16 protein-coding genes are annotated in these 18707 nt (G+C 62.8%); 2 read left to right on the forward strand and 14 right to left on the reverse strand.

Annotation, left to right across the window (positions count from 1 at the left end):
* Positions 1 to 38: 38 nt before the first annotated feature.
* From BUA69_RS11230 to BUA69_RS11250, 5 genes are all read right to left on the reverse strand, one after another.
* Positions 39 to 1115, reverse strand: a complete 1077-nt coding sequence (locus BUA69_RS11230; protein ID WP_046136551.1) for an ABC transporter ATP-binding protein — start codon at positions 1113 to 1115, stop codon at positions 39 to 41.
* 96 nt (positions 1116 to 1211) lie between these two features.
* A complete protein-coding gene (locus BUA69_RS11235) occupies positions 1212 to 2411 on the reverse strand; it encodes an ABC transporter substrate-binding protein (RefSeq protein WP_046136640.1) in 1200 nt (399 codons plus the stop codon).
* Positions 2412 to 2558: 147 nt separating this feature from the next.
* Complete coding sequence (locus tag BUA69_RS11240) at positions 2559 to 3401, reverse strand: carbohydrate ABC transporter permease (RefSeq protein ID WP_046136641.1); 843 nt, start codon at positions 3399 to 3401, stop codon at positions 2559 to 2561.
* 110 nt (positions 3402 to 3511) lie between these two features.
* Positions 3512 to 4399: a carbohydrate ABC transporter permease gene (locus BUA69_RS11245; RefSeq protein ID WP_046136552.1), complete on the reverse strand. Its 888-nt coding sequence runs from the start codon at positions 4397 to 4399 to the stop codon at positions 3512 to 3514.
* Between the two features lie 11 nt (positions 4400 to 4410).
* Positions 4411 to 5565: a Gfo/Idh/MocA family protein gene (locus BUA69_RS11250; RefSeq protein ID WP_046136553.1), complete on the reverse strand. Its 1155-nt coding sequence runs from the start codon at positions 5563 to 5565 to the stop codon at positions 4411 to 4413.
* Between the two features lie 423 nt (positions 5566 to 5988).
* Here BUA69_RS11250 and BUA69_RS11255 point away from each other — a divergent pair, with 423 nt between their 5' ends.
* On the forward strand, positions 5989 to 6483 hold the full coding sequence (locus BUA69_RS11255) for a hypothetical protein (protein WP_046136554.1): 495 nt from the start codon (positions 5989 to 5991) through the stop codon (positions 6481 to 6483).
* 4 nt (positions 6484 to 6487) lie between these two features.
* Positions 6488 to 7681: an MFS transporter gene (locus tag BUA69_RS11260; protein ID WP_046136555.1), complete on the forward strand. Its 1194-nt coding sequence runs from the start codon at positions 6488 to 6490 to the stop codon at positions 7679 to 7681.
* A gap of 259 nt (positions 7682 to 7940) precedes the next feature.
* Here BUA69_RS11260 and BUA69_RS11265 read toward each other — a convergent pair whose 3' ends face one another.
* The 9 genes from BUA69_RS11265 to BUA69_RS11305 form a co-directional block, all read right to left on the reverse strand.
* Positions 7941 to 9524 carry a peptide ABC transporter substrate-binding protein gene (locus tag BUA69_RS11265; protein WP_046136556.1) on the reverse strand — a complete coding sequence of 528 codons (1584 nt, stop codon included), beginning with the start codon at positions 9522 to 9524 and terminating at the stop codon, positions 7941 to 7943.
* A 55-nt stretch (positions 9525 to 9579) separates the two neighbouring features.
* Complete coding sequence (locus tag BUA69_RS11270; protein ID WP_046136557.1) at positions 9580 to 10587, reverse strand: ABC transporter ATP-binding protein; 1008 nt, start codon at positions 10585 to 10587, stop codon at positions 9580 to 9582.
* Positions 10587 to 11627, reverse strand: coding sequence for an ABC transporter ATP-binding protein (locus BUA69_RS11275; protein WP_046136558.1), 1041 nt, complete (start codon positions 11625 to 11627; stop codon positions 10587 to 10589). Before BUA69_RS11275 ends, BUA69_RS11270 begins: the two co-directional genes overlap by 1 nt.
* Positions 11624 to 12808, reverse strand: coding sequence for an ABC transporter permease (locus BUA69_RS11280; protein WP_046136559.1), 1185 nt, complete (start codon positions 12806 to 12808; stop codon positions 11624 to 11626). The genes BUA69_RS11275 and BUA69_RS11280 overlap by 4 nt, the downstream gene beginning before the upstream one ends.
* Positions 12805 to 13731, reverse strand: a complete 927-nt coding sequence (locus tag BUA69_RS11285) for an ABC transporter permease (RefSeq protein WP_046136560.1) — start codon at positions 13729 to 13731, stop codon at positions 12805 to 12807. Before BUA69_RS11285 ends, BUA69_RS11280 begins: the two co-directional genes overlap by 4 nt.
* 186 nt (positions 13732 to 13917) lie before the next feature.
* The gene (locus BUA69_RS11290; RefSeq protein ID WP_046136561.1) at positions 13918 to 14415 is read right to left on the reverse strand and encodes a hypothetical protein; all 498 of its coding nucleotides are present in this window, start codon (positions 14413 to 14415) and stop codon (positions 13918 to 13920) included.
* An 84-nt stretch (positions 14416 to 14499) separates the two neighbouring features.
* Positions 14500 to 16113 carry a GGDEF domain-containing protein gene (locus BUA69_RS11295; protein ID WP_072866541.1) on the reverse strand — a complete coding sequence of 538 codons (1614 nt, stop codon included), beginning with the start codon at positions 16111 to 16113 and terminating at the stop codon, positions 14500 to 14502.
* A gap of 101 nt (positions 16114 to 16214) precedes the next feature.
* The gene (locus tag BUA69_RS11300) at positions 16215 to 17726 is read right to left on the reverse strand and encodes an alpha/beta hydrolase (protein ID WP_160300153.1); all 1512 of its coding nucleotides are present in this window, start codon (positions 17724 to 17726) and stop codon (positions 16215 to 16217) included.
* Positions 17727 to 17881: 155 nt separating this feature from the next.
* A complete protein-coding gene (locus tag BUA69_RS11305) occupies positions 17882 to 18685 on the reverse strand; it encodes an IclR family transcriptional regulator (RefSeq protein ID WP_082093942.1) in 804 nt (267 codons plus the stop codon).
* Positions 18686 to 18707: the final 22 nt, after the last annotated feature.

Consider the following 18707-nt stretch of genomic DNA (forward strand, 5'->3'; position numbering starts at 1 on the left):
GATTTCCCCGTGCGGCCCCGGCGGGCTCGGCGGCCGCGTCAGTACACGGCCAGACCATTGCGATCGAACAGGTGGGCGGTATCCAGGGAGAAGCCCATATCGAGCGGCTTGCCTTCGGCGATGTCGGGATTGCCTTCGAACAGGCCGATAAAGACCTCCCCATTCGGCAGGTCGCAATAAATCACCGTGTGGATGCCCAGATGCTCGACGATCTTGGGGGTCAGGGTCAGGGTGAAGTCGCCTTTGCCGAGCGAGAGGTGTTCGGGACGAATGCCCAGGGTCACGCTTTCGCCGGTGAGATGGCTGGCCTGGCGCGGCAGTGTGAGCGAGCCGAGCCCGCCCAGATCGACGGTCACGCCCGCGCTGTCGGAAGCGGTGGCCTTGCCGGGGACAAAGTTCATCTTGGGGCTGCCGATGAAGCCGGCGACGAAGAGGTTGTCGGGCTTGTGGTAGAGCTCCAGGGGCGAGCCGATCTGTTCGATGCGGCCGGCATTCATCACCACGATCTTGTCGGCCATGGTCATGGCTTCGACCTGGTCATGGGTGACGTAGATCATGGTGGAGCCGAGCTTCTTGTGCAGTTCCATCAGCTCGATGCGCATCTCTGAGCGGAGCGCGGCGTCGAGATTGGAGAGCGGCTCGTCGAACAGGAAAATCTTGGGCTGACGCACGATGGCGCGGCCAATGGCGACGCGCTGGCGCTGACCGCCGGACAGGGTGCCGGGGCGCTGCTCGAGCCGGTTTTCCAGCTGCAGGACCTTGGCGGCGCGACCGACGCGCTCCTTGACCTCGTCATTGGGCAGCTTTTCGACGCGCAGCGGAAAAGCGATGTTTTCGAACACGGTCATATGCGGATAGAGCGCATAGGACTGGAACACCATGGCAATGCCGCGCTTGACGGGCGGCAGATCGTTGACGACGTTGCCGCCGATCTCGATCTCGCCCTTGGTCACGTCCTCGAGGCCGGCAATCATGCGCAGCAGGGTGGACTTGCCGCAGCCCGAAGGGCCGACGAACACCACGAACTCGCCTTCGGATACGTCCAGGTCGATACCCTTGATGATCTTGGTGTCGCTGAAGGATTTTTCCAGGCGCTTGAGGCTGAGTTGGGACATCTGTCGTCTCCGGTCGGCGGGGTGTCCGCGGGCGGCGTGTGGGAAGGGGAAGGTGTCGCCGCCATCCGAAGATGGCGACGACCAAGCCGTTAAGGCTTACTTGTACTCTTCGAGATCGGCAGCAGCCTTGGTCAGGGCAGCGGCTGGCTCAGCAGCGCCGGTGACGACGGACTGGACCATTTCGATCATGACGTTCTGGAAACCGATGTAATCGGTGAACAGCGGCTCAGGACCACCGAACTCGATGCCATCGAGGAAAGGCTTCCAGTAGGGCTTTTCGGCGACGAGGTTGGCAACCTCGGCAACCGGACGCAGCGGGGTCAGGCCCTGGGCCATTTCAGCCTCGAACTGACGCTCGGGCGCGGTCAGGAACTTGGCGAAATCGGTGGCCTGTTCCTCAACGCCGGTGCCCTTGAACACGGCCAGCGAGTCGGTGATCAACAGGGTGCCTGGACCCTTGGCATCGGGACCGAGCGGCAGGTTGGCGACGCCCCATTCGATGTCGGTTTCGTCCAGGCGGTTCACGGCGCCAACGGCGGCGTGGATCATGCCCAGCTTGCCATCGAGGAAGATGGCGCGCACTTCGTTCTGCTCGTAGGCGGTCGGGCCTTCTTCGGCATAGGCCGTGATGTCGCGCAGGGCGGTCAGCGCGGCAAGGTTCTGCGGGCTGTCGAGCACGATGTTGTTGTCGGCATCGATGACCAGGCCGTCATTGGTGTAGACCCAATGCAGGAACTGGTGAACGGTGTTGTCGAAGGTCTTGGCGACGACGCCAAAGCCGTCAGCATCGGTCTTTTCCGAAATCGCCTTGGCGAAGGCGACTTCTTCTTCCCAGGTCTTGGGCGGCATCTCGGGATCAAGGCCAGCGGCCTCGAACAGCTTCTTGTTCCAGTACAGAGCCTTGGTCGAGAAGGCTACGGGAACGCCCCACTGGGTGCCGTCGATGGTGACGGTTTCGGGAACGTAATTGTAGTAGCCGGCCTTTTCCTCATCGGTCATCGGGATGGGGATGATGAGGTCGTTGAGGGCGAACTGCTTGAGCGTACGCGAGCCGACATAGGCCAGCGCCACCGGGGTGCCGGCAGCTGCGAGCGTGGTCACCTTGTCCTGGCACTGACCCCAACCGACGAGCTCGGGAACGATCTTGTAGCCTGGATTGGCAGCTTCCCACTCAGCGATATAGTCGGGATAGCCAGCGGTCAGTTCGTCACCGCAGTTGATGAAGGAAATTTCCTTGACGTCCTGCGCAAAGGCAGCAGGCGATGCGCTGGCCAATGCCAGCAGCGATACCGCCAGAAGTCCGGTCGTTTTTTGCACTTAAAGTCTCTCCCTTGATGTGCGCAGACCCAAGCTGGGCGCGCTTCGTGGTCCGCAATCAGATTGCGGCCCAAACCCTCGTTGTCGTCCGCAGCAGCGCTCGATGCCGGGCGCTGCAGCTTGGGCTTACTGCTTCACGGCACCGGCGGTCAGACCGGCGACGAGATAGCGCTGCAGGAACACGATGACGATCATGACCGGCAGGATTCCGACGAAGCTGGCTGCCATCAACTCGTTCCAGACCACTTCCTGCTTGCCGAAGAAGGCGAAGAGCCCGATCGGCAGCGGCATGAACTCAGACTTGGAATTGAAGGTCAGCGCGAAAATGAACTGCTGCGCATAGGCACCGATGAAGGTCATGATCGAGATCACGACAATGCCCGGCATGGCCAGCGGCAGGATGACCCGGCGCAGCGTATAGAGCCGGCTGGCGCCATCGACCCAGGCCGCCTCATCGAGCTCGCGCGGGATACGCATCAGGTAGGTGCGCAGCAGCCAGATCGAAGAGGGGATAAGGAATGCGGCGCCCGGCACGATCATCGCCCAATAGGTGTTGAGCAGGCCGAGCGTGCGCATCAGGCGGAATAGCGGGATCAGCAGCACGGCGCCCGAGAACATGTTCACCGCCAGGAAACCGCCGAGCAGCATGCCGGCCCCGGCAAAGGGGAAGCGGGCGAAGGCATAGGCCGCCGGCACCACGACCAGGATCACCACAATGGTGATGATGGTCGAGATGAAGAACGAGTTGAAGATATAGAGCCCCAGCATCGGCACCGATTGCCACATGCTGAAATAGGCGTCGAAAGAGCCGTTTTTGGGCCAGAAGCTGTAGGGTGTCGAGAACAGCAGCCCAAGCGGCTTGAGCGACACCAGGAAGCCTTCGATGAAGGGCGCCAGGATGAAGAACAGGAACAGCGCGATGCCGATATAGATGCCCACCAGCTCGAGCCAGTGGTAGCGATCGATCATCGCGCGCGTGGCGCGGGTGCGCTTCTTGCTGGTGGCCGCAGGAGCGGCCGCGTCCGCCGAGGATTTCAGATCGGCGCCGGTCGCCAGACGCGCGCTTGCGTTATCGGTGGTCATTTGGCGGCACTCCCCGAAAGTTTGCGCAGGGCCCGGAAGTAGACGATGCAGAAGATCGACACGAAGATGCAGATGACCACGGCGCGGGCGGCGCCTTCGCCATATTTGCGGCTGCCGATGGCGGTCTTGTAGGTGTCGATGATCATCGTGGTGGTCGAGCCGGATGGGCCGCCCTGGGTCAGGATCCAGATGATGTCGAACGAATTGAAGGTGGCGATCAGCGAGAGCAGCGACATGGTCATCAGCGCCGGGACCATCAGCGGCAGGGTAATGCGGCGCAGCCGATAGAAGCGACCGGCGCCATCGGTCCAAGCGGCCTCGTAGAGGTCCTTGGGGATCGATTGCATGGCGGCCAGCAGATAAATGGTGACCAGCGGCACGCCGATCCAGACGTCGGTGACGATGGTGGCCCAGAACGCGGTATTGCCATAGGCCAACCAGGCGACCGGCCGGTCAACAAGGCCGAAATTCTGCAGCATGCCCGAGATCATCCCGAACTGGCCGTTATACATCCAGCCCCACATGAAGATGCCAATGGCCATGGGCACGACCCAGGGCGGCATGGTGAGGATGCGGAACAGGGCCTGACCGGGGACGGCGGCATTGAGCAGGATGGCGCCGCAGGTCCCCAGGATCATCTTCAGCGAGACCGAGAAGAAGGTCCAGATGAAGGTGCGCAGGATCACTTCGGTGAAATTGCCGGCCCCGAAGATCTTTTGATAATTGGCCCAGCCAACCCAATCATAGGTCGGGCGCAGCGCCGCATTGGTGAAGGAGAGAATGACCGTGTCGACCAGCGGATAGGCGACAATGGCCAGAATATAAATCAGCGCAGGAGCCAGCAGTGCGAAGGCGAATAGGGTTGCATTTCGTGTGCCGGTCATGTGCCGTCTCCTCAGCTTTTCTGACCGAGGGCAGCGTCGAAGCGCTGCCAGATCGGGGTCATGTCGACGACAGTTCTGGTCCGCATGGCCTGGTCCATGGTCAGCGCCAGCAAGCCAGCCTCCAGCGCATCGACCACCGAAACCGGCAGCGGCACACCTTCGATCATATGCTTGAGAATATCCTCGGCCATCTGCTCGTCAGCCCCATAGTGCTGGCTAAGCTCGCTGGTCTTGTAGGTCGTATCGATCAGGCGATCGCCGGTGCGGCTATCGGTGACGCGCATGAAATTGCGGATGAAGTCGCCTTCGGCCATGCCCTTGACGCCCATCACGGCGAAGCGCCGGAAATCGTCGGGGACATTGAGATTGGTGTGGAAGGTCAGCGCCGCGCCATTGGCATATTGCACCATGGCCGTCTGGAAATCGATGATATCGCCATCGCTGTCGAAGACCTTGTCGCTCCCCTGCCAGCCGCTCGGCTTACGGTGATAGACTTCCATGTCGTTGATGCCCAGATTCTGCGGGGCATTGGCCGGAATGAAGGTGCGACGACCGCCGAAGCTGGAGACATATTGCGGACGACTGCCCATGACGCCGTTATAGAGATCGAGATCATGGCAGCACTTTTCGAGCATGAAGCTGCCCGAATAGCGCTCGTAGCGACGCCAGTCGCGCATGAAGAAGGCGCCATGATAGGGCGGAATATGCTCGGAGGCTTCAATCGAGGTGACGTCACCCAAAAGCCCCTCGGCCTGCGCCTTGCGCAGATCGACATAGAGCGGAGCGTAACGCAGCACGAGGCCGACCATCAGGTTGTCGGAGCCATATTCGGCGATCAGCTCGGCGAGCGCCATGGTCTCCTCGATGGTGGTGACCACCGGCTTTTCGGTGAAGATCTTCATGCCGCGATCGAGGCCGATGCGGATGTGCTCGAGATGGAGATGATTGGGCGAGCCGACCATCAGCAGGTCGAGGTCTTCGCTGTCCAGCATCGCCTCGAGACTATCGAAAGCGGTGCCGACCGAGACACCGTGCTCCTGAGCATAGGGAAGACCTGCCGGATCAGGATCGACATAGCCGACGATGGTGAAATCGTCGCGCGCCGCGGAAAACACGCGCGCCAAATAGCCAAGCCGATAGCCGAGGCCAATAATTCCTACCCGCATGAACCTGCCTGCGTCCCCTGTTTTGTCCGCTCCCCTCTAATGGAGAAGTCAGACTTCGTGTAAACGATTTACAAGACTAAGATCGTCAACGCAGACATGTCAACACGAATCCGCAGCAATTACAATACCAATCTAAACCACCTCAAAAATAGGCAATTTTGGTGGATAAATGCCCAAAAACTGGGCGTTTACGCAGCAGATGGCTTAAGTTAGCATACAGGTTGCGTGGAGGGGGAGCCTAGCAATGTTCGAATTGGTATGCATGTGGACTTTTCATCAGGCCATCCCCAGGATGTCGTGAATGAAAATTTGGAACACAGCCAGCTGTGATCCATGCCGCGTCTGCGGCGCTCCCGGCCGCCCGCACATGCCCCAGCCTAACCAATCAACATCCGCACCGAAAGCCCAATCAGGAAGCCAAAAATGAGCGACATGACCAATCCGTTTCCCACTGACCCCGACCGCAGCGCCATCTGGACCATGCTGGTCGAGCGCGATATCGCCGCCTTCGTGGCCGCCGACTGGAGCATGGTGGATGGCGATTTCATCAAGGAAGGGTTTCTGGGGATCAATGGTGGCAAATCGGGCAATCCCGATGACTGGCGCATCAGCTTCCCGACACTGGAAGCCTATCGCGACGACTGGATCGCCCAGGCCAAGGCCAGCCAGAAGCTGGATTATGCCGAGGACGTGCTGGCCGGCATTCACCGGGCCACAAGCCTGACCGAGATCGAGATCAATGGCGACATCGCCATCGCGCACAAGAAGTTCGATGGCGAGATCGCGCTGACCGATGGCGGCAAGGACGTGCTGAACTGGCAGACGTTGTACTTCTGCCGCAAGGTCGACGGCGTCTGGAAGCTGACCGGGTTTGCCGGATACCTCCCCTACCCGATGGGCATTGCACACAAGGGCTAACGCCATGAACCGCCTTTCTGTCCAGCGGCTGACCATGCTGGTGTTTTTCCTGCAGCCCGTGGCCTTTGGATCATGGTTGCCACGCATCCCCGATATCCAGCATGGGCTGGGGCTGGGCCCGGCAGGACTGGCGCTGGCCCTGCTGGGCCTGCCCTGCGGCACGCTGCTGACCCTGCCCTTTGCCGGGCCGCTGGTGGGCAAGATCGGGCCGCGCATGGCGATCCTTGCCGGCTATGTGCTCTATGCGCTGGCGGTCAGCCTGCCCGCCTTTGCCGGCAATCCGACGCTGTTGTTCATCGGGCTGATGCTGGCCGGCTCGACCATCTCGTTCCTCGAGCTGGGGCTGAACGTGCAGGCCGACAAGGTGGAAAAAGCCAGCGGCAAGCTGATCATGAGCACCTCGCACGGCTTCTGGTCGCTGGGCATCATGACCGGCAGCCTGATCGGTTCGGGCCTTGCCTATCTGGGCATGCCGGCGCAATGGGCGATCCTGCTCGTCGCGGCGATCACCCTGCCAATCGCGCTGCTGGCCGCCAGCGCCCTGCCCGATTACGGCGCCGAACCCAGCCATGTCGAAACCGGCCAGCGCTCCGCCTGGAGCCTGCCCAGCTGGGCGCTGCTGGGCATCTGCTTTTTCGTCTTCGGCATCACCATGACCGAGGGCGCAATGGCGGACTGGTCAGCGGTGTTCCTGCGCGAGACCTTTGGCGCCGATGGCGGCGCGGCGGGCCTCGGTTATTCGGTATTTGCCGGCATGGTGGCGCTGGGCCGCTTTGGCGGCGACTGGCTCAAGCAGCGGCTTGGCGCCGTGCTGCTGGCCCGCATCTGTGGCTCGCTGGCCCTATTGGGCATTGCGATCCTGCTGGTGGCCCCCAATACGCCGCTGGCACTGCTGGGCTTTGCCGTGGTCGGCATCGGCGCTTCGGTAGCCTTCCCGCTGGCGGTAACCGCGGCGGCGAGCCTGACCGACCGGTCAAGCTCGGCCAATGTGGCGATCCTGTCGTTCATCGCGCTACTGGGCTTTTTGATCGGCCCGCCGATCATCGGTTTCATCGCCGAGCATCTCGATATCCGCCTGGGCCTGGCGGCGCTGCTGCCGGTGCTCGGTATCAGCCTGGCGCTGACCGGCATGCTGGGGCAGAGGCCAGTGCGCAAGCCGACGCACAATCCGGAAGCGGAAGTGCCTGGGGTGATGTGAATTTTTGGAGGCGCGGTTGTCGCTGCGCCTTCCAACTCTCTCCGGCTACCACAACGCCGTCCACACGCTCGGCGTCATTCCGGCGAAAGCCGGAATCCAGTTTGGGATGCGCAGGGAAACTGGATCCCGGCTTTCGCCGGGATGACGGCTGGTGGAGGTGGGAAGGGCCGGGCAGCCGCCAGAACATGGAAACAAACGAGCAAAAAACAAAAAACCGCCGCGAGGGATCGCGGCGGTTTCGTTGTTTGGGGGCCGCAGATTACTCGGCGATGACGGCGTCGCGGAAGTAGGGAACGTTCAGCGACGAGCGCCAGAAGCCGGTCACCTTGGGGCTCATCATCATGTAGTTGTTGCGGTGATACTGGGGCATGATGACGTGGTCGTTCATCATGATGGCCTCAGCCTTGCGCATTTCGGCCAGCGAGACGGCCTCGTCGCCGGTTGCCTTGGCGGCAGCGATGGCGGCGTCATAGTCGGCGTTCGACCAGGCAGCGAGGTTGTTCGGGCTGCCGGTGACGAAGTTGTCGAGGAAGGTCATCGGGTGCGGATAGTCGGCGCCCCAGCCCATCTGCGCAATCTGGTACTGGACCTTCTGCACTTCGGGATAGAAGACCTGCCATTCAGTGGCCTGGATATCGACGTCGATATTCAGGTTCTGCTTCCACATCTGCTGAATGGCTTCAAGCAGCTTCTCGATCGGCGGGGACGAGTAGGTCACGAACACCGTCTTGGGGAAGCCTTCGCCATTGGGGAAGCCGGCTTCGGCCAGCAGGGCCTGGGCAGCTTCGACTTCAGCGGTTGGCGCAAGGCCATAGGTGTCGGTGCCGGCGCGGAAGTCTTCGCCATTAACGCTCATGCCATAGGGCACGAGACCCATGGCCGGAATGTCAGCCGACTGCAGCACGAATTCGACGATTTCCTCGCGGTCGATGGCCATGGACAGAGCCTGGCGGACCTTGACGTCATCGAGCGGGGCCTGGGCCGGGTTGAAGAAGGCATAGGTCGTGCCGAGGGCGGGCACGATCATGAAGGCATCGCTTTCGACCGACAGGCGCGGAATTTCCGGAGCCGGAACGGATTCAATGCCGTCGACCTGACCGGCTTCCATTGCGGCGAGAGCCGTTGCGGGATCGGGGATCAGGCGGAAGGTCAGCTTATCGAGCGAGACCGCGTCGGCGTCGTAATATTCCGGGTTCTTTTCGAACACCACCGACTCGCCGGTGTTGAACTGGGTGACGCGGAACGGACCGGTGCCGATAAAGGTCGCCGGATTACGCGTCCAGCCTTCGGGATCAGCCTCGACGATGTCCTGACGCACCGGGAAGAAGGTGGTGTAGGGCAGCAGCTGCATCATATAGGGGACGCGCTGCTTGAGGGTGAAGGTCAGGGTCTTGTCGTCGGGGGCGGAGATGGCGATGCCAGCCGCTTCGGCGGGGGCGTTGAACGCCTCCTCGGCACCCACGATCAGGAACAGCATGGCCGAGTTCTTGGCGCCGGTTGCCGGGTTCAGCACGCGCTTCCAGGCATATTCGAAATCGCCGGCCGTGACGGGCTTGCCATCACTCCACTTGGCGTCGCGCAGGTGGAAGGTATAGGTCAGGCCGTCTTCGCTGATTTCCCAGCTTTCGGCCAGAGCCGGCACCACGGCGCCAGTCTCGTCGAAGCGCACGAGGCCCTCAAAGGTATTGCCGATGATGGGGGCAGCGAAGGTCTCGGACGTGGTGCCGGGATCGTACTGGGCGGACTCATTGTTGACCACATAGGTCAGTTCGCCCGCTGCCATCGCCGAAACGGTGGTAGCCAGCAAAGCTGCGGTCACGAGCGGCAAAATCAGCTTGTGCATGCTTCTCTCCTGTTGTGGGCGCGGTTGTTCCGGGCCCGGTTTATCACGGGGCAGGTTATGCAGCCTGCCCGGTCTGGTTGGCCGTGTCACCGGCATAATGGCAGGCGGCCAGGTGCCCCCCGCCGATATCTCTCAAAGGTGGCTCCTGGCTGGCGCAGAGCTCCGTCGCCAGCGGGCAACGGGTGCGGAAGCGGCAGCCGGAGGGCACATCGATGGGGCTGGGGATTTCGCCACGCATCGGCTCGGCGGTCCCGCGCACGGTGGGGTCCGGCACCGGGATCGAGGATAGCAGCGCCCGCGTATAGGGATGGCTGGGCCGCGCATAGAGCGCATGATTGGGCGCCAGCTCGACGATCTTGCCCAGATACATCACCCCGATGCGATCGGAGATATGGCGCACCATCGAGAGGTCATGGGTGATGAACAGATAGGTCAGCCCCAGCTCGTCCTGCAGGTCTTCCAGCATGTTGACCACCTGGGCCTGGATGGACACGTCGAGCGCCGAGATCGGCTCGTCGCAGATCACCAGGTCCGGATTGAGCGCGATAGCGCGGGCAATGCCAATGCGCTGGCGCTGGCCCCCGGAAAATTCATGGGCGAAGCGGGTGGCGTGATCGGGGTTGAGACCAACACGCTGGAGCAGTTCATGCACACGCTCGGTGCGGCTCTTGTCGGTGCCGATGCGGGCGATTTCCAGCGGCTCAGCGATCAGGTCGCGCACGGTCAGGCGGCCATTGAGCGAGGCATAGGGATCCTGGAAGATCATCTGCATGCGGCGCCGGAACGGGGCCAGTTCACGCTCGCCTAGATGGGCGATATCCACCCCGTCGAAATGCATCTCGCCTTCGGTCGGCTCATAAAGCCGGATCAGGGTGCGGGCGAGCGTGGACTTGCCGCAGCCGCTTTCGCCGACCAGGCCCAGCGTCTCGCCGCGCTTGATATCGAGATCGACACCATCGACGGCGCGCAGCACGGCGCGGTTGCGGGCCAGGAGGTTATTGCCGACGGAGAAATGCTTCTTGAGGTTGCGCAGGGAAACCAGCGGCTTGTCGGGAGTGTCCATCACACGGCCTCCTCAAGCGCCGGAGCATTGACGCCGGGCACTGCCGGCGCTTCGGCATGATGCAGCCAGCAACGGGCCCCCTGTCCGGCGGCCAGGGCCGGCGCGGTCGCAGTGGTGAAGAGCGGCGGCATCGCCTGGGCGCATTGGTTCATGGCGTGAATGCAGCGCGGCGCAAAGGGGCAGCCGGCGGGCGGGTGCACCATATCGGGCGGGCTGCCGGGGATCGGGGTGAGGCGACGATGGGTATCGTCCCGGAGATCGGGCACCGAGGACAGCAGGCCCTGCGTATAGGGGTGACGGGGATGGGCGAAGAGGTCCCGCACGCTGCCCTGTTCCATCACCATGCCGCCATACATGACGACAATGCGGTCGGTGACTTCGGCGATGACGCCGAGATCGTGGGTGATGAGGATCACTGCCATGCCGAGCCGGCTCTGCAATTCCTTGAGCAGCAAGAGGATCTGGCGCTGGATGGTGACGTCGAGCGCCGTGGTCGGCTCGTCGGCGATCAGCAGCTTGGGGTCGCAGGACAGTGCCATGGCGATCATGACGCGCTGGCGCATGCCGCCGGAGAATTCGTGCGGATAGGATTTGAGCCGCTTGGCCGCCGAGGGAATGCGCACCAGCTCGAACAGTTCGATGGCGCGCGCCCGAGCTTCGGCGCGGCTGACCTTGCGATGGCGGAGGATGGTTTCGATCACCTGCTCGCCCACGGTCAGCGTGGGGTTGAGGCTGGTCATCGGGTCCTGGAAGATCACCGCGATATCATTGCCGCGCAGGTCGCGCATGGCGTCTTCGTCGAGCCCGAACAGGTCGCGGCCATCGAACAGCGCCTCGCCGCCCATGATCCGACCGCTCGACTTGAGCAGGCGCAGGATCGACATGCAGGTGATCGACTTGCCCGAGCCGCTCTCGCCGACAATGCCGAGGATTTCGCCGGGATGCACATCGAAGCTGACGCCGCGCACGGCCTGCACTTCGCCGCGCTGCGAGAAGAAGCTGGTGCGCAGGTCGCGCACGGAGAGCATGGGGACACTCATTTGCGCATCCTTGGATCAAGCGCATCGCGCAGGCCATCGCCCAGGAAGTTGAAGGCGAACATGGTGAGGCTGATGGCGGCGGCAGGGAAGAACAGCTGGTGCGGATAGGCGCGCAGCGTTTCCACCGCTTCGGAGGTCAGCGTGCCCCAGCTGGCCATCGGTGGCGTCACGCCGAGGCCGATAAAGCTCATGAAGCTCTCGATGAAGATCGCCGAGGGGATCAGCATGGTCAGGGTCACGAGGATCGGGCCGATGGAATTGGGCAGCAGGTGCTTGGTGAGAATGCGGCCGGTGCCGGCGCCCATGGTGCGAGCGGCGGCGACATAGTCCTGTTGCTTGAGCATCAGGATCTGGCCGCGCACCATGCGCGCCATATCCACCCAGAACACCGAGCCGATGGCGACGACGATGGAGATCAGCCCGCTATCGAGCACGACCATCAGGAGGATGACGTAGAGGGTCAGCGGAATGGTCGAGATGATCTCGACAATGCGCATCATCACCGCATCGGTCTTGCCGCCGATATAGCCGGCAATGCCGCCATAGAAGATGCCGATGAAAAAGTTCACCAGGGTGGCGACAAAGGCCACGGTCAGCGAGATGCGCGCGCCATAGAGCTGACGCACCAGCACGTCACGGCCGAGCTGATCGGTGCCGAACAGATAGGTCATGTTCCACTGCCAGCCCTCGGGCTGCAGCACCGCACCATCGGGAGCGACGAGGCGAGCCGGCAGGCTGGAATAGTCCAGCACCACGATCTTGTCGCCGAACTGGAAGGCCTGGCTCTTCTTGAGCATATCCTTGCGCTCGCCGCGGATGATGCCGACGATGTGGCCGGAATTGTCGACCTCATAGAGGTTGAAATTGGAGGCGTTGAGGAAGAAGCGCGTCTCGGCGCCGGTGCTGTCGGTGACGCGATAGGTCTCGAAAACCGGCGGGATATTGGCCAGCTTGAGGTTCTGTTCGTAATAGCTGAAGGGGCTTAGCATCGGCCCGAAAATGGCCGACAGGATCAGCAGGATGATGAAGGCGATGCTGACCACTGCGGGCTTGTTGGCCCAGAGGCGCCGGCGCACATCCTGCCAATAGGTCAGGCTCGGCGCCGTGATGACCTCGGCCGCGCCAGCGGTGCGATCGAGCTTTTCCCACATGACGGGCGGAATATTGGTGTCGTCGCTCATGCCTGCTTCCCGAGTTTGATGCGCGGGTCGAGCCAGAGATAGAGCAGGTCGACGATCAGGATCATCACCATCAGCAGCGCGGCGTAGAAGATGGTGATGCCCATGATGGCGGTGTAGTCGCGATTGGTGATCGACAGCACGAAATGGCGCCCGATGCCGGGCAGCGCAAAGATCTGCTCGATGACGAAGGAGCCGGTGAGCAGATTCGCGGTGACCGGGCCGAGCACGGTGACCACCGGGATCAGCGAATTGCGCAGGCCATGCTTGAACAGCACCTGGCCGGGCTTGAGCCCCTTGGCGCGGGCGGTGGTCATATAGTCCTGGTCGAGCGTTTCCAGCAGGCTCGAGCGCGACAGCCGCGCCACGAACGACACCCAGAACCCCGATAGCGCCAGCACCGGCAGGATATAGCCGCGCCAGTCATCGAGCCCGAAGGTCGGCACCCAGCCCAGCCGCAGTGCGAACACATAGAGCAGCACGGTTGCGATGACATAGGAGGGGATGGCGACGCCCATGGTGGCTACCATCATCACCGCGGTATCGGGCCACTTGTTGCGATTGAGCGCAGCGACGATGCCCATGGGCACGCCGAGCGCGATGACGCAGATTACCGCCAGCAGCCCCGTGCGCAGCGTGACCGGCAGGCCATCGGCAATCATCTGATTGACGCTGACGCCGGGATATTTGAACGAGGGGCCCAGATCGAACATCATGATCGAGCGCAGGTAATTGAGATACTGCACCCAGATCGGATCGCTGAGGCCGAACTTGGCATTGAGCGCCGCTTCAATCTCTGGGGCGAGCATGCGCTCGGAGACGAAGGGGCCGCCCGGCACGGCATGCATCAGGAAGAAGGTCAGGGTGACAATGGCAAACAACGTCACCAGCATCAGACCCAGGCGCTGTAGCACGTAAAGCGGCATGGTCAGCAGCTCGCAGTGGAATCGACAGCGCCGGCCCAACAGGGGCAAATGGCGGGACGCAACGGGGCAGGCTGGTTCATGATGTTATTTCAATACCTTGGTCCCTGCTTTCATAGAGCGTTTTAGTGCCACTGCAACCAATCCCGGCATTTTTGCAGTGATGTTACTGTAAAACGCCCCCTCGGACTAAAGCGTGAAATGGGCCCGCAGGATGAGGAAGCAAGTCACCGCCGGCACGATCAGTGCCTGGGCGGCGGCAACCCGTTCGGGCGTATAATGGCCTTCGATATCGAGCGCATTGATGGTGCCGAGCAGGTCATTGCCGGCCATGGCGGGGATGCTGACCGAGGCATTGCAGCCCAGCGAGCGGATCAGTTCGAGATCACCGAACTGGCCTTCCATATCGGCGGCGGTGTTGATCGCGGTGATGACGCGCTGGGTGCGCATCTGCTCGAACCAGTCATCGATGACCAGCGGCTTGGTGCCAAGCAGGGGATAGACATCCTCATGGCTGGAATAGACGCGGCGGACATGGCCGGCCTCCATATTGATGGCGGTCAGTGTGAACAGGCGCACGCCGATGACCGCCTGGGCCAATTCATGCAGCGCCGCGCCGACCTCGATGGGGTCCTGGTAGCGCGCGAGCTTTTCCTCGAAGACGCGAAAGGCGGGAGCGTTGGTCATGGCTGATTTCCTGGGCGAAGCGGTGTTCGCGGGGCAAGACGGATGGCGGATGGATAGCGGGAGAATCGCCGATGGCGCAATCGGCTAGCCGGCGCGGAACTGGCGACGCGATGTCGCGGGATGCAGCGCATCGCCGTCATGGGTGACCAGCCGGTTGCGGCCCTGCGCCTTGGCGGCATAGAGGCGCCGATCGGCAATGGCGAGGAGATCGCCGCCGAGGTCGCTTTCGCCGCCCGCAGCCAGGCCAATGCTGACGGTGACCCGCAGGCCCGGCGCTATTGCGGCCCAATCGGCTTCCGCGACGGCGAGACGCACGGTGTCGCAAAAGGCGGCGGCGTTGGCGATGGCGGCATCGGGAAAGATCAGCGCGAATTCCTCGCCGCCCAACCGGGCAGCATGGCCATGGACGCCGATATTGGCGACGAGGATGCGCGCCACCAATTGCAGCACCGCATCGCCGACCAGATGGGAGAAGCGATCATTGACCGCCTTGAAGAAATCGAGATCGACAATCGCCACGGCAAAGCCGGTGCCCGCCAGCCGATCCAGGATGTGATCGAAGCTGCGCCGATTGGCGATGCCAGTCAGTGGATCCTGCATCACCTGCCCGGTCAGCTCCTTGGTGCGGGCCCGCAGATGCTCGCTCTCGAAGCGGATCTCGGCGACTTTGGCCTGGCGCCGCGTCACCTCGCCCGACTGGGCGACATAGAGCGCGTGAAAGCGCTGGTGCAGGGCCAGCGCCGTGGCAAAATCGCCCATGGCCTCGTGCACGGCCGAGAGGCGCGCGACGGCATTGAGCAGATGGTCGGTCTGGCTGCTGGCTTCGGCAAGCGCCAGCGCCTCGGCAGCGGCAATGCGCGCCCGCTCCGGCAAGCCAGAGCGCAGCAGGATGTCGCTCTGGGTATAGAGAAAGTGGATATGCAGGCTGGGGCCCGGATCGCCCGGTAGCGCCGCCCAGTCATTGAGATAGCGCGAAGCCGCATAGAGGTCGCCGCGCAGACCCTGAAATTCGGCACCATTGGCCAGGGCAGCGCGCAGGGTCCACAGATCGCCGCAGGCGCGGGCAGCATCGATGGCCGCATCGGCGTTTTCGATCGCCAGATCGAGCCAGTAGCGCCCGACGCTCTCTTCGCCCCGGTGATTGGCATCGTCGGCCTGCTTGATATGGCAGAAACCCAGATTGTGCAGGCAGAAAGCCCGCTCCGCCTCGGCGCCGGCGGCCGATGCCAGGGCAATGGCGCGCTCCAGCAGCGGCGCCGCCAGTTCGGGCTGGCGACAGATGACCAGGGCCACGGCCTTGGCATTGCAGGCAAAGGCCGTCACGCTATCGTCCAAGGCAGTTTCAGCGATCTGCAGCGCAGATTCCGCGGCCTGAAAAGCCTCATCGCTGAGCCCGATATCGATCAACAGGAAGGCCTCGATGGCGGCAGCGCGCGCCAGTTCGGCCGGATGGTCAGCGCGCTCCCAGAGCCGCCGTGCGCCGAGGGCACATTCGAGGCCAAACTCTGCTTGTCCCAGCTTCATGCAGCACCAGGCGATCTGGCTGAGACTATGGGCCATCAGCGTGATATCGCCCGCCGCCTCGGCGTCGGCAAAGACGATCTTGGTGGCCGCCAAAGCCTCTACGCACCGGCCGGCGGCAAGCAATTGGCGGCTTTGGGCATGCAGGCGGCTGGTGTCGGTAAGTTCGTCGGGCAAGGGCAGACACTCGGGTCGACGTCGGGGCGGGATAGCACGGGGGTATCGGATCAGCGATCGCATGGAGTGCCGCCACGCCGGAGCGCGGCGGCAGGAAACGGTCAGGGACGCGGGGCGTCGATCATATCGAACAGGATAGGATAAACCAGTTCGACATCGCCCATTGGCTCGCGTGGGTCGATCAGGTCATGCGGCAGGCGGCGCGAGAACGGCAGGACTTCCACGCTGACGCTCCGGCCATGCCGGCGCCAGGAGGTAATGATGCGCTCGGCCAGGTCCATGCTCACCGCCACATCGGCCTCGTTGAGCAGCATGTCGATATTGGCCGCCAAGGGCGGTTCGGCCCTGGCGCTTGAGGCAACGATGGCGCCGAGCCGCATCACCTGCCCCAGAGCATGGGACGACCAGCGCGCATAGGCATAGTTGACCTCGGGCGGGCGCACCGTCTCCAACGGGTTCCACCACACCCAGCTATTGGGCATCAGCAACAGCAGATTGGTGGCCGCATGCGCCGCCCATGCCGGCACCAGATAGGGTCCGAAGAACGGCGATACGGAAATCGAGATATCGACATCGGAGCGGTACTGCGCCAGCCAGGAGGCGATCGTCCCCCCGGCCGAGAGCCCGACAACCACCACTTCATCGCCCAGTCCCTGGGCCAGATCGACCGACCTACCGGCGTATTCGACCAGCTCCTCCGCCCGCATATCGGCTGGGGCTTCCGTCAGCGGATCGGCATAGCCGTGGCCAAACATGCGCGGCAGATAGACATTGTAGCCCTTCTCGAACAGCTGCAATGCCAACTCGTCGGCCTGGGCCGGGCAAGAGGTCAGGCCATGGAAATAGACGACCACCCGCGCCACCTTGCTGCCATGGGTCAGCAGCGTTGAATTGCAACGCTCATGCAGCTCCATCGTGGCCTCCTGGGCGCGGATACCATCATAGGCGGCAATCGCTTCCTCGTAGTTCTGCGCCGGAGTGCTGGCCTTGCTATTGGGCTCCAGCCCATCGACATTGAGCGGCATCAGCGTCAACCAGACAAACGAGCCGACGAAAAACACCAGCAGCACCAAGGCAGCAACGGTCGCGGCACGGATCAGGCCGCGCACCAGCTTGTGGCGGGGGCGGTTGGCATGGGCTGAGACGATGGCAGCGGTGGGACGATGGAAGCGCATCAGCAACCAGGTTATCGCCATGCCGACCACGGCGCCGAACAGTATGGCGGCAAAGCCGGTGGTGATCAGGGTCAGCCCGATGGCGAGCACGACGTGATCGGTGCGGGCTTCGAGCGTGCCGGCGCCCCAATTGCGCTGCACCAGATCGGCCAGTGTCAACACCAGCGGATAGGCAAAGAAGGTGACGAGAATGCCGGTGACCCCGCCACGGACCGGCGAAAAGCGAACCGGTCGCGACATCAGCAGCCAGGTGAACAGGCATCCGAGCAGGAACACGCCGACAAACAGGGTCAACCAGGTCACCTGCCCGGCCTGGTTGAACAGCTCATTGCTGATCTCGAGTCCCATAAGCGGAGCAACGACAACGGCCGCCAGCGCAAATATCAGGCCCGCCAATAGCGTCCACCACCAGTAATTCGGCCGTGTCGCAGTGCTCATCCCGTTATCGACCATTGTTCCGCCCCCGGAAATAGTGACGCTTCCTCCAGGGTCTTGCAGTCGCAGCATCTATGGGCCGCTTATGCGCCTGGCTGGGCGGAAATACAGCATGGGACGGCGCCGCGCGCTACCCATATCAGCGGAATGAAAACGGGTTAGCCGCGCTGGCGGCGCGTCCAGCCCAGGCGGCTTTCGACGCGGCGGGCGCTGTCGCGGACCAGGGCGATCAGATCGGGGTTCTTCTGATGCACCTTATGCTCGGGCACCACGATGGACATGGTGGCGTGGCAACGCCCCGAAGGATCCTGCACCGGAGCGGCAATGCAGGCCACGGCAAAGTCGGACTCGCCGGCCTGGATCGACAGGCCCTGCGCCAGTGCCTCGTGGGCGTTGTCGGCGAGCACTTTCGGATCGGTTTCGGCGCGGCCGGTGGGCGAGACCCGCGCGGAGCGAGCGAAAATAGTGAGCAATTCATCTTCAGGCAGATGGCCGACCAGCAGGCGCCCGGAAGCCGTCCAGTTGAGCGGGCTGCGCGAGCCAACGCGCGAGCTGACATTGAACTGGCCGGTGCCGTCTTCCATGGCCAGCACCACCATCATGTCCTGATCGCGCCCACAGACCTGCACGGTTTCGCCGGACTGGCGCGCCAGCTCGTGCATTTCGGGCGCGGCTGCGGTGAGCAGATCGAGGCTGCGGGCATAGCTCAACCCATAGTGGTAAAGCCGCGGCCCCAGCCAGATCAGGCCATTGCTGTCCCGGTCGAGCAGGTCTTTTTCCACCAGATCATCAATGATCGCATAAATGGTGGAAAGCGGCGCACCGACGGCACGGGCAATCTCATAGGCAGTACTGGCCTGTTCGACCCGCTGCAGGTGATCGAAAATCTGCAGCGCCCGATCAATGCCACTGGTGCGTGACCGGCGGGCAGCCGGTTCGGTCTTGCTGTCAATATCGCTCACGGATGCGCTCCAGCCGCTCGGG

Source organism: Devosia limi DSM 17137 (genome assembly GCF_900128975.1).
Taxonomy (GTDB): domain Bacteria; phylum Pseudomonadota; class Alphaproteobacteria; order Rhizobiales; family Devosiaceae; genus Devosia; species Devosia limi.